Consider the following 13,339-nt stretch of genomic DNA (forward strand, 5'->3'; position numbering starts at 1 on the left):
CCCAGTGTAATCGTCAGACCGACGCGATGGGGTGTCGGGCGCCTCACGCGGCGCCCGGCACCCCGGCCGTCACTTCTTCTTGTACGACTCCACGTAACCCTTGGCGGGCGTGCCCACCCCGGTCACGTCGTCGTAGCCCTTCACGGCCGACAGCGAGCTGTCGGCGCCGAGCGTGCGGACGGACGTCAGCAGCCCCTCGGACGCGTCGTACTGGTTCTTGTAGTCGACGCGGGCGACGGCGAGCCCGGTACCGGTCGGGTTGTCGGTGACGTCGTGCAGGACCCGCGTCCCGTACCTGGCGTAGATCGCCGGGTTCGCGAAGCCGATCGGCTTGCCGCCGCGCGCCTGCTGGGCGAGCGCCTGGACGGCGGCGACGACCGGCGCGGCCAGCGAGGTGCCGCCGATGCGGTACTCGCTGTAGCGCTGCGAGCCGTCCGGGAACGTCTGCGTCTGGCCGACCTTGAAGCCGGTGTTCGGGTCGGCGAGCGCGGCGATGTCCGGGACGACGCGGTTGCCGGCCGCGTTGTTGGCCTGCGCGAGCGCGTTCGGGACGACGCCCCGCTGGTAGAAGGGCTCGGGGACGGTCTTGCTGGTGCCGCCGCCCGCGCCGCCGTTGAACGTGCCCGGGAAGTCCGTCCAGCTCGTGCCGTCCGCCGACAGGGCCGCCTTCTGGGTGCCCCAGCCGGTCTCCCACAGGTACCTGTCGCCCTTGCCGACCGCGAGGGAGGTGCCGCCGACGGCCGTCACCCACGCGGAGCTCGCGGGGACGTCGACCTGCTTGGTGCCGGAGTTGGCGACCTCGTCGCCGTCGTCCCCGGAGGAGACGTAGAAGCCGATGCCCTGGACCGCGCCGAGCTGGAACGTCTGGTCGTAGGCCGCCGCGAGGTCCGGCGTCTCGCTGGACTCCAGGTCGCCCCAGGAGTTGGAGACGATGTCGGCGAGGTGGTTGTCGACGACCTTGTTCAGCGCGTCGAGCAGGTCGTCGTCGTGGCAGGACGCGGAGCCGACGTAGGTGACGTGCGCGTCCGGCGCGACCGCGTGCACGGCCTCGACGTCCAGCGTCTCCTCGCCGTACCAGCCGGCCGCCTTGCAGTCGGTGGTGTGCGTGTACGTCTTCGGCAGCACCTGCGTGAGCTGGCCGGTCTTCCAGCGCGCGTCGCCGTGCGCCTTGGCGTAGGTCGCCGCGTCGAAGGCGATCGTCGGGGAGGCGTAGGCGTCGGTGATGGCGACGCGCACGCCCTTGCCGGTGTAGGCGCCGGCGCCGTACGCGGCGCGCAACTGCCTGCCGGTGTACCCCTGTACGGCGTAGGGGACCTTCCCGCCGTACGCGTCCGGCAGGGTCGAGGCGGTGCGGGAGCCGTAGTACGAGGAGAACGGGCCCGCGTTCCTGAACACCGCCGACGGGACCGGGAGTTGGTCCTTCGCGGTGGCCTGGTGGGGCGCGTTGTCGAGGCCCGTGACGGTCAGGACCGCGCCGTTCAGGCTCGCCGGGACGGTGGCCGCCTTCGCGGGGGCGCGGTAGGTGCGGCCGTTCTTCACGAAGTCGTGCAGCTGCGTCCCGAACGCCCGCTCGGCGGAGGCGACATCGCCGCTCACCGAGACGTAGTGCTGGGTGGTGCCGGTGACTTGGAGACCGGCCTGGGCCAACCACGCCTTGACGGCGGCCACTTGGGCCGGGGTCGCGCCGAAGCGGGACTGCGCCTGACGGGTGCTCAGGTACCGGCCGTACGACGCCGAGGCCGGGTCGGAGACGGCCTTCGCGAGGGCGGCGAGACCCTGGGCGTCGCGGCCGGCGAGGTAGACGCGGGCGGTCACCTGGGCGGCGTCCGGGGTCGCGCCCTGGTCGGCGCGGGGGGTGGCCCAGGCCGGCTTGGTCCCGGCCAGCGTGGCGCGGGCCGGGGTGTCCGCGGCGTGGGCGGCGGGGACGCCGAGCGCGAGCGCGCCGGCGATCATCGGCAGCGTCGCCGCCATGCTCACCCCGGCGCGCAGCGCGGTGCGGTTGGATCTCACAGGGACCCCCTGGTTCATGAGGTTCGCCGAGAGCCGTTCACTCGACGTGCCGGTCACTCTCGTGATGAACGGTTCATGTCAGGGGAATGCGCGACCCAAGAAGGGCCCAAGCAGGCGAACTCTGGGGGGATTTGACGGAAATCTCCGCCAACTGTAGGGAAAACCCTACGGACGTGCCGCCGCGCCCCTCTCCTTCAGCATCCCCGCCATCAGCTGGATCTCCGACTCCTGCGCCGCGACCATGCCCTGGGCCAGCCGCTTCTCCACGCCCACCGCGCACTTGGAGACACAGCCCTCGGCCATGTGGACGCCGCCCTTGTGGTGGTCGGTCATCAACTGGAGGAAGAACACCTCGGCTTGCTTCCCGCTGAGCGAACGCAGCTTGTCCAGCTCGGTGTTGGTCGCCATGCCGGGCATCAGCGCGCCGTCCTTCGCCTCCGCCATGCCGCCCATGCCCATCCAGGTCATCGGCGCCCGCGCCGACACCTTCGGCAGCCCCCACAGGTCCAGCCAGCCGATCAGCATGCCCCGCTGGTTGGCCTGCGTCTGCGCGATGTCGTACGCGAGCCGCCGCACCTCCTCGTCGGTCGTGCGGTCCCGCACGATGTACGACATCTCGACGGCCTGCTGGTGGTGGACGGCCATGTCGCGCGCGAACCCGGCGTCGGCGGAGTCGGCGGACGGGGTCTTCGAACTGTCGGAGCCGCTGTCCTGCGCCACCGCGTACGTGATCCCGCCGGCCGCGAGCAGCGCGGTCACCGCCGCGCCGGTGACCAGTCCCGCGCCGAGCCTCACTTGTCCAGCCCGCCCGTGCACGCGGCGCCCGGCTCCGGGGTCTGCTCGCCCTGGACGAACTTCTCGAAGAACTTGTCCACGTTCGGGTCGGTCGCCGAGGTCACCGTCCGCTGGTGGCCCCACGCCGTCAGCATGATCGGGTCGGCCTGCTTGTCGTCCGGGCTCATCAGCGTGTACGGGGTCTTCTTGACCTTCGCCGCGAGCGCGTCGACGTCCGCCTTCGGGGCCTTGCTGTTGTACGTCACCCAGACCGCGCCGTGCTCCAGCGAGTGCACGGCGTTCATGTCGTTGACGGCCTTCCCGTACACGTCGCCGTTGCAGTTCATCCACACCGCGGCGTGGTCCCCGCCGACCGGGGGCACCGTCGGGTACGTCACCTTCTTCGTCACGTGGGTGCGCCCCAGCGTGCCCTTCCACGTCTTGACGCCGTCCGAGCCGACCTCGAACTTCCCCGACGCCTTCGCGTCCGCGACGGCCTTCGCGTCGTTGTCGTCCTTGTTCTTCTGGATCACGAACACACCGCCCGCGACCAGCGCGGCGACGGCCACCACGCTCCCGGCGATCGTCAGCAGCCGAGTGCGCCGCTCCCGCGCCTGCTCGGCCCTGCGCATCTCCTCTATTCGCGCCTTGCGCTCAGCACTGCCGGTCTTCTTAGCGGAACCCATGGCTCTGTAGTCCTTCTCCGGGCGGGGACGGTGGGGGGTGTTCGAGGCGTTCGAGTGGGCTGATCGTAATGCGGGAGGAGGGGGGTGGTGTAGAGCGATCCCGGCGAAGGGGAGGGTTGGCGGGGAAGTGGGGGTGTGAAATGCGGGTTATCTGGCCATTCGCGGATTATGAAACCGGTGCCCTCAGGGCTGACGCCCCCGCCCGCACCACAGCAGCATCCGCTCCGGCAGCCCCGTCCCCGTCCCGGGCAGCCGCCACCCGTCGGACCCCTCCCACAGCGAGAACGCCGCGCCGAACGGGTCCAGCAGCGTCGCGATCGCGCCGCCGTCCCCCAGCTCGAACGGCTCGACGACGATCCGCGCGCCGCCGTCGACCGCTGCCGTGACCCTCGTCCCGATGTCGTCCACGGCGATGTAGTAGGCGACGTGGGGCGGTGTGCCCGGCGGGTACACCGGGTTCGCGAGGTCGCTGAGGCCGCCGATCGGATGCCCGGACGCGTGGACGCGGCGGCCGTCGACCGTCCAGCCCAGCGTGGCCGCGAGGTGTGCGGCGGTGTCGTGCGGGGTGCGTGTCTTGATGTCCATCCAGCCGAACTCTCCGAGGTCGCCGAGGCGGCCGGTCATGGTGTCTCTCCTCTCGTTCTCCGGGGTGACTGCATACCGGACGGCGGCACGGCGGGCGAGGGGGTTTTCGGGGAGTCGGTGGGGCTGGGCATTACGGATGCCGGTTCGAGCAGGCAAGATGGGTGGCGCAGCGGTACACCTGACGTGCATGAGGCGTTCAGGTGGGGGCCGGATGGGTGATCATGGTCCGCAACGCGTACGAAATGGTGTTGTGGTGTGATGCTCGGGTGCCCGACCGCCTCTCGAAGGGACGCGGGGCCGGCGGCCTGACCAGCAAGGATGGGGAAGCGGAAGATGGACAAGCAGCAGGAGTTCGTGCTCCGGACGTTGGAGGAGCGCGACATCCGGTTCGTACGCCTGTGGTTCACGGACGTGCTGGGCTTCCTCAAGTCCGTCGCCGTGGCCCCGGCCGAGCTGGAGCAGGCGTTCGACGAGGGCATCGGCTTCGACGGCTCCGCCATCGAGGGCTTCGCCCGCGTGTACGAGTCCGACATGATCGCCAAGCCGGACCCGTCCACCTTCCAGGTCCTGCCCTGGCGCGCGGAGGCGCCCGGCACGGCGCGGATGTTCTGCGACATCCTCATGCCCGACGGCTCCCCGTCCTTCGCGGACCCCCGCTACGTCCTCAAGCGCGCCCTCGCCCGCGCCTCCGACCTGGGCTTCACCTTCTACACCCACCCCGAGATCGAGTTCTTCCTCCTGAAGGACCGCCCCCTCGACGGCTCCCGCCCCACCCCCGCCGACAACTCCGGCTACTTCGACCACACGCCCCAGAACATCGGCATGGACTTCCGCCGCCAGGCGATCACCATGCTGGAGTCCATGGGCATCTCCGTCGAGTTCTCCCACCACGAGGGCGCCCCCGGCCAGCAGGAGATCGACCTCCGCTACGCCGACGCGCTCTCCACCGCCGACAACATCATGACGTTCCGCCTCGTCATGAAGCAGGTCGCGCTGGAGCAGGGCGTGCAGGCGACGTTCATGCCGAAGCCGTTCTCGGAACACCCGGGGTCGGGCATGCACACGCACCTCTCGCTCTTCGAGGGCGACCGCAACGCGTTCTACGAGTCCGGCTCCGAGTACCAGCTCTCCAAGGTCGGCCGCTCCTTCATCGCGGGCCTGCTGAAGCACGCCGCCGAGGTGTCCGCCGTCACCAACCAGTGGGTCAACAGCTACAAGCGGATCTGGGGCGGCACCGAACGCACCGCCGGCGCCGGCGGTGAGGCCCCCTCCTACATCTGCTGGGGCCACAACAACCGCAGCGCCCTCGTCCGCGTCCCCATGTACAAGCCCGGCAAGACCGGCTCCGCCCGCATCGAGGTCCGCTCCCTCGACTCCGGCGCGAACCCCTACCTGGCGTACGCCCTCCTGCTGGCGGCCGGCCTCAAGGGCGTCGAGGAGGGCTACGAACTCCCCGCCGGCGCGGAAGACGACGTCTGGGCCCTCTCCGACGCCGAACGCCGCGCCATGGGCATCGAACCCCTCCCCCAGAACCTCGGCGAAGCCCTCACCCTCATGGAACGCTCCGACCTCGTCGCCGACACCCTCGGCGAACACGTCTTCGACTTCTTCCTGCGCAACAAGCGCCAGGAGTGGGAGGAGTACCGCAGCGAGGTCACGGCGTTCGAGCTGCGGAAGAACCTGCCGGTGCTGTAGGCGGTGCCGGATCGGTCGAGGGGCTGACGGTGCACGGTCGTCCGCCCCTCTGACTACCCTGGACTCATGACGACACGGGAAGAGCTCCACGCGCTCATCGACCGCGTGCCGGACGACGACATCGACGCCGTGGCGCAGAGCCTGCGCCCGTTCATAGGGCCGGCCGGCCGTCCGGGACGCCCCGCATTCATCGGCATGGGCCGCTCGGGACACTCCGACACGTCCACCCGCGCGGACGAGATCCTCCGGGAGACGGGGTTCGGCGAGTGATCGTGGTGGACACGGGCCCTCTCGTGGCCCTCGCGGACGCCGACGACGCCCACCACGAGGCGTGCGTCCGCTGGTACGACACCGTCCACCCGCGCAACCTCGTCATCCCCGCGCCGGTCATCGCGGAAGCCTGTCACCTGATCGGCACCCGCTGTGGCGCCCAGGTCGAGGGGGCGTTCCTCGACGCGCTCGCGGCCGGGGATCTCGGTACCGTCACGAACGTCATGCCCGAGGACATCCAGCGCATGGCCCACCTCGTGAGGCAGTACGCCACCCTCCCCCTCGGCGGCACCGACGCCTGCGTCGTGGCGATCGCCGAACGCTGGCGGGCCAAGGAAGTGGCAACGGTCGACCGCCGCCACTTCAGCGTCGTACGCCCCTCTCACGTGCCCGCTTTCGAACTGCTTCCCTACGACTTGTGAGGCCCGCGCCGGTCAGCCGACGAACGCCGGCGACACCATCGCCGCGCTGATGCGCCGCGGCGTGCCCGTCCCGTTCGCCGGCTGAGACGCCGTCCCCGGACCGGCGCCCGGGTCCACCCCGAGGGTTAGTCTCGAAGTCTCGTACGACCTTGATCAGACGGAGGAGGCCGGGGATGACGGGGCCGGGGATGGCGGGGCGCAGGAGCAGTACTTTTTCTCGCCTGCTGCGGCACGGGTTCACCGATCCCTCGGCCGCCGAGCGCCTGCTGGACGGCGCCGAACTGACCGGCGTGCGCAACGACCCGGTGCTCCTGGAGGCGCTGGGCGCCACCGCGGACCCCGACCTCGCGCTGCATGGCCTCGTCCGCCTGTTGGAGGCACAGCCGGGTGCCACCGCCCGCCGGGAACTCCTCGACACGGTGATAGCGGCCAAACCCCTGCGGGACCGCCTCCTCGGGGTACTCGGGGCCTCGGCCGCCCTCGCCGACCACCTCGCCAGACACCCCCGCGACTGGGAGGCCCTGGTCACCTACGAACCCAGGGATCTCCACCCCGGGGTGGAGGAGTTCGAGCGCGGCCTCGCGGAGGCGACCGACCCCGTCTCCCTGCGCGTCGCCTACCGCCGCTGCCTCCTGTCGATCGCCGCCCGTGACGTCTGCGGCACCACCGACATCACCGAGACCGCCGCCGAACTCGCCGACCTCGCCACCGCCACCCTGCGCGCCGCCCTCGCCCTGGCCCGCGCCGCCGCCCCCGGCGACGCCGCCGCCTGCCGCCTCGCCGTCATCGCGATGGGCAAGTGCGGCGGCCACGAGCTGAACTACGTCTCGGACGTCGACGTCATCTTCGTCGGCGAGGCCGCCGAGGGCGCCGACGAGGGCAAGGCCCTCAGGTCCGCCACCAAACTCGCCTCGCACATGATGCGGATCTGCTCCGAGACGACCGTCGAGGGCACGATCTGGCCCGTCGACGCCAACCTGCGCCCCGAGGGCCGCAACGGCCCCCTCGTCCGCACCCTCAGCAGCCACCTCGCCTACTACCAGCGCTGGGCCAAGACCTGGGAGTTCCAGGCCCTCCTGAAGGCCCGCCCCGTCGCGGGCGACCTCGACCTCGGCCGCCAGTACGTCGACGCGCTCGCCCCCATGGTGTGGCAGGCGTCGCAGCGCGAGAACTTCGTCACCGACGTCCAGAAGATGCGCCGCCGCGTCGTCGAGAACATCCCCGCCGCCGAGGTCGAACGCGAGCTGAAACTCGGCCCCGGCGGCCTGCGCGACGTCGAATTCGCCGTCCAGATGCTCCAGTTGGTGCACGGCAGGGCCGACGCCTCGCTGCGCAGCGGGACGACCCTGGACGCGCTGCGGGCGCTCGCCGAGGGCGGGTACGTCGGCCGCGCCGACGCCGAACAGCTCGACGCCGCCTACCGGTTCCTGCGCTCCATGGAGCACCGCATCCAGCTGTACCGGCTGCGCCGCACCCACCTCGTCCCCGAAGGCGAGGAGGACCAGCGGAGGTTGGGCCGTTCCCTCGGGATGCGTGCCGAGCCGGTCACCGAGCTGAACCAGGAGTGGAAGCGCCACTCCGGCGTCGTCCGCCGCCTGCACGAGAAGCTGTTCTACCGGCCGCTGCTCGACGCCTTCGCCCAACTCGGGCCCGGAGAGGCCAGGTTGAGTCCCGAGGCGGCCCGCGAACGGATGGTGGCCCTCGGCTACGCCGACCCGGCCGCCGCCCTCAGGCACCTGGAGGCGCTGGCCTCCGGCGTCTCCCGCAAGGCGGCCATCCAACGCACGCTGCTGCCCGTCCTGTTGGGCTGGTTCGCCGACTCCGCCGACCCGGACGCCGGACTCCTCAACTTCCGCAAGGTCTCCGACGCCCTCGGCAAGACCCCTTGGTACCTGCGCCTGTTGCGGGACGAGGGCGCCGCCGCCGAGAACCTGGCCCGCGTCCTGTCCGCCGGCCGCCTCGCCCCCGACCTCCTCATGCGGGCCCCCGAAGCGGTCGCCCTCCTCGGCGACGGCGACGACCTGGAGCCGCGCGGGCGGGCCCAGTTGGAGCAGGAAGTGCTCGCCGCCGTCGGCCGCGCCGAGAGCGGCGAGGCCGGGGTGTACGCGGCGCGCGGGGTCCGCCGCCGCGAGCTGTTCCGCACGGCCGCCGCCGACATCGTCCACTCCTACGGCACCGAGACCAAGCCCGCCGAGGCCGACCAGGGCGCCCTGGTCGACGAGGTCGGCGCCGCCGTCTCCGACCTCACCGCCGCCACCCTCGCCGGCACCCTGCGCTCGGTCGTCCGCGACGGCTGGGGCGACACCCTGCCGACCCGGTTCGCCGTCATCGGCATGGGCCGGTTCGGCGGCCACGAACTGGGCTACGGCTCCGACGCCGACGTCCTGTTCGTGCACGAACCCCGCGAGGGCGTCGAGGAGCGCGAAGCGTCCGAGGCCGCGAACCGGGTCGTCGCCGAGATGCGCCGGCTCCTCCAAGTGCCCAGCGCCGACCCGCCGTTGCTCATCGACGCCGACCTGCGCCCCGAGGGCAAGTCGGGCCCGCTGGTCCGCACCCTCAAGTCGTACGAGGCGTACTACCGGCGCTGGTCGCTCGTCTGGGAGTCCCAGGCGCTGCTGCGGGCCGAACCGGTCGCCGGGGACGAGGAGTTGGGGCGCCGGTTCATCGAGCTGATCGACCCGCTGCGCTACCCCGCCGAAGGGCTCGGCGAGGACGCCGTGCGCGAGATCCGGCGCCTCAAGGCCCGCATGGAGTCCGAGCGGCTGCCACGCGGCGCCGACCCGAAGCTGCACGCCAAGCTGGGCCCCGGCGGGCTGTCGGACGTCGAGTGGACCGTGCAGCTCCTCCAGATGCGGCACGGCTGGGCCGAGCCCGGCCTCAGGACCACCCGCACCCGCCAGGCCCTCGCCGCAGCCCGCGCCGCCGGCCTCCTCGGCACCGAGGAGACCGAGATCCTGGACGAGGCATGGGTGCTGGCCTCCCGCGTCCGCAACGCCGTGATGCTGGTCCGGGGCCGGGCCGGCGACACCTTCCCCACCGAGGTCAGGGAACTCGCCGCCGTGGGACGGTACTTGGGCTACGCGGCCGGACACGTGGGCGACATGCTCGACGCCTACCGCCGAACCACCCGCCGGGCGAGGGCAGTTGTGGAGGAGCTGTTCTACGGCGGGTGAGGGCGACCCCGGCGTGGCGAGTGGCCCGGACCCTGCCCCGACGCCCAGCCCGCCGTGTTGGAGGGGCCGGGCCGCGGACGTTCGGCCGGGTGCTCAGACGGGCCGCTGGGCCTCGGCGGGACTGTCGAGACGGGGATCGGGGGACTGCCGGGGTGCAGGGTTCTCGGGGTTCTCAGGGGTGGACCCCGTAGGGAACCGTGGCAGCCGGTGCGGCAGCGCCCCGTACACCGTCCACGCCACGACGTACCCGAACGCGAGGCACAGCATTCCGCCCACCGCGTCGAGCCAGAAGTGGTTGGCGGTGGAGACGATGACGACGAGTGTCGCCGCCGGGTAGAGGAGCCCGAGGATCCGTACCCACGGCAGCCGCGCCAGCGCGAAGATGGTCAGCCCGCACCACAGTGACCACCCGATGTGCATGGACGGCATCGCGGCGTACTGGTTGGACATGTTCTTGAGGTCACCGGAGGCCATCGACCCCCAGGTCTCGTGCACGACGACCGTGTCGATGAAGTCGCCGCCGGTCATGAGCCGGGGCGGCGCGAGCGGATACAGGTAGTAACCCACGAGAGCTACTGCCGTCGTTGCGAAAAGGACCAGCCGGGTCGCCGCATAGCGCCCGGGGTGGCTGCGGTACAGCCACACCAGCACCCCGAGCGTGACGACGAAGTGCAGTGTGGCGTAGTAGTAGTTCATGCCCACGATCAGCCAAGTCACCGAGTTCACGGTGTGGTTGACCGACTCCTCGACCGCGATGCCGAGATGGTGCTCCATCCGCCAGATCCAGTCGGCGTTGCGCAGCGCCTCGGACTTCTGCTCCGGGACCGCGTTGCGGATCAGCGAGTACGTCCAGTAACTCACCGCGATCAGAAGGATCTCGAACCACAGACGCGGTCGCCTGGGCCTGCGCACACGGCGGGACGCGGCCGTGACGGATGGCGGAACGGCCTTTTCCCGGCCTTCCGAAGATGTCACGGTTACGTCACCCATAGACATGAAGTCTGCCAGAAAAGCGCTGTCCCCCCGATCATCCCCTGGGCTGGTCCGACCCGCATGTTCTACCGCCCACGCACCGGGTCGCCCTCCACCTCAGGGACGAGTCGTACGGTCCCCCGGTACCGATGCGGTAGACCCGCGTACGACGAGTTCCGGCATGAAGACGAACTCGCTGTGCGGGGCCGGGGTGCCCCCGATCTCCTCCAGCAGGGTACGCACGGCCGCCTGCCCCATCGCGGGGACCGGCTTGCGGATCGTGGTGAGCGGCGGATCGGTGAACGCGATCAGGACGGAGTCGTCGAAACCGACCACGGAGACATCCCCGGGGACGGTCAGCCCGAGCTGGCGGGCGGCCCGGATCGCGCCGAGCGCCATCATGTCGCTCGCGCACACCACGGCCGTGCACGACCGCTCGATGAGCGCGGTCGCCGCCGCCTGCCCGCCCTCCAGGGTGTAGAGGGAGTGCTGCACCAACTCGGTCTCGACCTGCTGCGCGGGCAGCCCGAACCGGTCCTGCATCGCCCGCGTGAACCCCTCGATCTTGCGCTGCACCGGCACGAACCGCTTGGGCCCGAGGGCGAGTCCGATCCGGGTGTGGCCGAGGGAGGCGAGGTGAGTGACCGCGAGGGCCATCGCCGCGCGGTCGTCCGGCGAGATGAACGGCGCCTGCACCTTGGGCGAGAACCCGTCGACGAGCACGAACGGCACGCCCTGGGCGCGCAGTTGCTCGTAGCGCTGCATGTCGGCGGTGGTGTCCGCGTGCAGCCCGGAGACGTAGATGATGCCGGCCACACCCCGGTCGACCAGCATCTCCGTCAGCTCGTCCTCGGTGGAGCCGCCCGGCGTCTGCGTCGCGAGGACCGGGGTGTAACCCTGGCGGGTGAGGGCCTGGCCGATGACCTGGGCGAGCGCCGGGAAGATCGGGTTCTCCAGCTCCGGGGTGATCAGGCCGACCAGACCGGCGCTGCGCTGCCGCAGCCGTACCGGGCGCTCGTAGCCGAGGACGTCCAGGGCGGCGAGCACGGACTCGCGGGTGGTGGCGGCGACGCCCGGCTTTCCGTTGAGGACCCGGCTGACCGTCGCTTCGCTCACCCCCGCCTGCGCGGCGATGTCGGCCAGCCGTGTGGTCACAGGGGTGGACTGTACCGGGCGGCCTGGCGGACGCGGACGCCCGCGTCCCGGCTGCTGTGTCATCGGGCCCCCTCGGGAAGGTGTCAGCAAGAGCTTGCAGAGTCTTTCATACGGCACGACCGTCCGTGAGACCCCTGGAAACAAGGGTCTCACAGGGATCGCCGCCGGGTCACGCCACGATAACTTCGCCGGTTTCTTGCATTTTTTTGCAGCAAGACCTTTCGCAACGCTTGCAGCCTTGTTACGTTCCCTGACGCCCGGCAGGCACGGGCTTCGACCCAAGGAGAGACACATGCGGCGTGGCATAGCGGCCACCGCGCTGGCGGCGTCGATCGCCCTCACAGCGACGGCGTGCGGCGGGGACGACAGCGGCAGCGACAACGGCGGCCCGACCACCATCACCTGGTGGGACACCTCGAACGCCACCAACGAGGCGCCCACCTACCAGGCGCTGATCAAGCAGTTCGAGGCCGCGAACAAGGACGTCAAGGTCAAGTACGTCAACGTCCCCTTCGACCAGGCGCAGAACAAGTTCGACACCGCCGCCGGTGCCTCCGGCGCCCCCGACGTGCTGCGCTCCGAGGTCGGCTGGACCCCCGCCTTCGCCAAGAAGGGCTACTTCCTCCCCCTCGACGGCACCGAAGCCCTCGCCGACCAGGCGAAGTTCAAGCCCAACCTCCTCGAACAGGCCAAGTACGACGGCAAGACGTACGGCGTCCCCCTGGTCACCGACACCCTCGCCCTCGTCTACAACAAGGGCCTCTTCGCCAAGGCCGGCGTCGCCGCGCCGAAGACCTGGGACGAGCTGAAGGCCGCCGCCGCGACCATCAAGGACAAGACCGGCGTCGACGGCTACTGGGGCTCCACCCAGGCGTACTACGCCCAGACCTTCCTGTACGGCGAGGGCACCGACACCGTCGACGCCGCCGCCAAGAAGATCACCGTCAACTCCCCGGCGGCGAAGAAGGGTTACGGCACCTGGCTCTCCCTCTTCGACGGCAAGGGCCTGCACAAGGCCGACACCACCGCCGACGCCTACGCCCACATCCAGGACGCGTTCGTGGGCGGCAAGGTCGCCGCCATCATCCAGGGCCCCTGGGAGATCACCAACTTCTACAAGGGCACCGCGTTCAAGGACAAGGCCAATCTCGGCATCGCCACCGTCCCGGCCGGCTCCACCGGCAAGGCGGGCGCCCCGACCGGCGGCCACAACCTCTCCGTGTACGCCGGCTCCGACAAGTCCCACCAGGCCGCCGCGCTCAAGTTCGTCCACTTCATGACGTCCGCCGCCGCCCAGGCCACCATCGCCCAGAAGAACTCGACGCTCCCCACGCGCGACGACGCCTACACCGCCGCCGTCAAGGCCGACCCCGGCATCGCCGGCTTCCAGACGGTCCTCTCCGCCGCCCAGCCCCGGCCCGCGCTCCCCGAGTACAGCTCCCTGTGGGGCCCCCTCGACACCGAACTCCCCAAGATCGCGGGCGGCAAGGAATCCCTGGACGACGGCCTCTCCACCGCCGAGACCTCCATCGCCAAGCTGGTCCCCGACTTCGGCAAGTGAGCCCCCGCGTGGCCGCCGGATCCCCGCGTACGCGAG

The 13,339-nt window shown here is 70.9% G+C and carries 11 protein-coding genes; 5 read left to right on the forward strand and 6 right to left on the reverse strand.

The window, feature by feature from the left end; all coding sequences use genetic code 11:
- Nucleotides 1-69: 69 nt before the first annotated feature.
- The 4 genes from IAG44_RS28940 to IAG44_RS28955 all read right to left on the reverse strand — a co-directional run bounded on the left by IAG44_RS28940 (nt 70) and on the right by IAG44_RS28955 (nt 4,094).
- Entirely contained in the window at nt 70-1,971 is a 1,902-nt protein-coding gene (locus IAG44_RS28940) for a S53 family peptidase (protein WP_187752899.1), read from the reverse strand.
- A gap of 204 nt (nt 1,972-2,175) precedes the next feature.
- Nucleotides 2,176-2,805, reverse strand: a complete 630-nt coding sequence (locus IAG44_RS28945; RefSeq protein ID WP_246562157.1) for a DUF305 domain-containing protein — start codon at nt 2,803-2,805, stop codon at nt 2,176-2,178.
- Nucleotides 2,802-3,470 carry a thioredoxin-like domain-containing protein gene (locus tag IAG44_RS28950; RefSeq protein WP_187750006.1) on the reverse strand — a complete coding sequence of 223 codons (669 nt, stop codon included), beginning with the start codon at nt 3,468-3,470 and terminating at the stop codon, nt 2,802-2,804. Before IAG44_RS28950 ends, IAG44_RS28945 begins: the two co-directional genes overlap by 4 nt.
- A gap of 183 nt (nt 3,471-3,653) precedes the next feature.
- Nucleotides 3,654-4,094: a VOC family protein gene (locus IAG44_RS28955; protein ID WP_187750007.1), complete on the reverse strand. Its 441-nt coding sequence runs from the start codon at nt 4,092-4,094 to the stop codon at nt 3,654-3,656.
- A gap of 294 nt (nt 4,095-4,388) precedes the next feature.
- Here IAG44_RS28955 and glnA point away from each other — a divergent pair, with 294 nt between their 5' ends.
- From glnA to IAG44_RS28975, 4 genes are all read left to right on the forward strand, one after another.
- The gene (gene glnA / locus IAG44_RS28960; protein WP_187750008.1) at nt 4,389-5,750 is read left to right on the forward strand and encodes a type I glutamate--ammonia ligase; all 1,362 of its coding nucleotides are present in this window, start codon (nt 4,389-4,391) and stop codon (nt 5,748-5,750) included.
- 66 nt (nt 5,751-5,816) lie between these two features.
- Entirely contained in the window at nt 5,817-6,020 is a 204-nt protein-coding gene (locus IAG44_RS28965; RefSeq protein ID WP_187750009.1) for a hypothetical protein, read from the forward strand.
- Between the two features lie 5 nt (nt 6,021-6,025).
- Nucleotides 6,026-6,442, forward strand: a complete 417-nt coding sequence (locus tag IAG44_RS28970; protein WP_246562158.1) for a type II toxin-antitoxin system VapC family toxin — start codon at nt 6,026-6,028, stop codon at nt 6,440-6,442.
- Nucleotides 6,443-6,615: 173 nt separating this feature from the next.
- Nucleotides 6,616-9,615, forward strand: a complete 3,000-nt coding sequence (locus IAG44_RS28975) for a bifunctional [glutamine synthetase] adenylyltransferase/[glutamine synthetase]-adenylyl-L-tyrosine phosphorylase (protein WP_187750011.1) — start codon at nt 6,616-6,618, stop codon at nt 9,613-9,615.
- Between the two features lie 93 nt (nt 9,616-9,708).
- Here IAG44_RS28975 and IAG44_RS28980 read toward each other — a convergent pair whose 3' ends face one another.
- Nucleotides 9,709-10,605 (reverse strand): phosphatase PAP2 family protein, encoded by an 897-nt coding sequence (locus IAG44_RS28980; RefSeq protein ID WP_187750012.1) that lies wholly within the window; start codon nt 10,603-10,605, stop codon nt 9,709-9,711.
- Between the two features lie 99 nt (nt 10,606-10,704).
- Nucleotides 10,705-11,742 carry a LacI family DNA-binding transcriptional regulator gene (locus IAG44_RS28985; protein WP_281404308.1) on the reverse strand — a complete coding sequence of 346 codons (1,038 nt, stop codon included), beginning with the start codon at nt 11,740-11,742 and terminating at the stop codon, nt 10,705-10,707.
- Nucleotides 11,743-12,034: 292 nt separating this feature from the next.
- Between IAG44_RS28985 and IAG44_RS28990 the strand changes: the two genes are divergently transcribed.
- Entirely contained in the window at nt 12,035-13,303 is a 1,269-nt protein-coding gene (locus tag IAG44_RS28990; RefSeq protein WP_187750014.1) for an extracellular solute-binding protein, read from the forward strand.
- The last annotated feature ends 36 nt before the right edge of the window (nt 13,304-13,339 follow it).

The organism is Streptomyces roseirectus, from assembly GCF_014489635.1.
GTDB lineage: Bacteria > Actinomycetota > Actinomycetes > Streptomycetales > Streptomycetaceae > Streptomyces > Streptomyces roseirectus.

What these genes read in the sequence shown, in the direction of transcription:
- IAG44_RS28950 (WP_187750006.1), bottom strand. Translation starts at nt 3,470, where the DNA reads ATGGGTTCCGCTAAGAAGACCGGCAGTGCTGAGCGCAAGGCGCGAATA.
- IAG44_RS28965 (WP_187750009.1), top strand. Translation starts at nt 5,817, where the DNA reads ATGACGACACGGGAAGAGCTCCACGCGCTCATCGACCGCGTGCCGGAC.
- IAG44_RS28980 (WP_187750012.1), bottom strand. Translation starts at nt 10,605, where the DNA reads ATGGGTGACGTAACCGTGACATCTTCGGAAGGCCGGGAAAAGGCCGTT.
- IAG44_RS28955 (WP_187750007.1), bottom strand. Translation starts at nt 4,094, where the DNA reads ATGACCGGCCGCCTCGGCGACCTCGGAGAGTTCGGCTGGATGGACATC.
- IAG44_RS28990 (WP_187750014.1), top strand. Translation starts at nt 12,035, where the DNA reads ATGCGGCGTGGCATAGCGGCCACCGCGCTGGCGGCGTCGATCGCCCTC.
- IAG44_RS28940 (WP_187752899.1), bottom strand. Translation starts at nt 1,971, where the DNA reads ATGGCGGCGACGCTGCCGATGATCGCCGGCGCGCTCGCGCTCGGCGTC.
- glnA (WP_187750008.1), top strand. Translation starts at nt 4,389, where the DNA reads ATGGACAAGCAGCAGGAGTTCGTGCTCCGGACGTTGGAGGAGCGCGAC.
- IAG44_RS28975 (WP_187750011.1), top strand. Translation starts at nt 6,616, where the DNA reads ATGACGGGGCCGGGGATGGCGGGGCGCAGGAGCAGTACTTTTTCTCGC.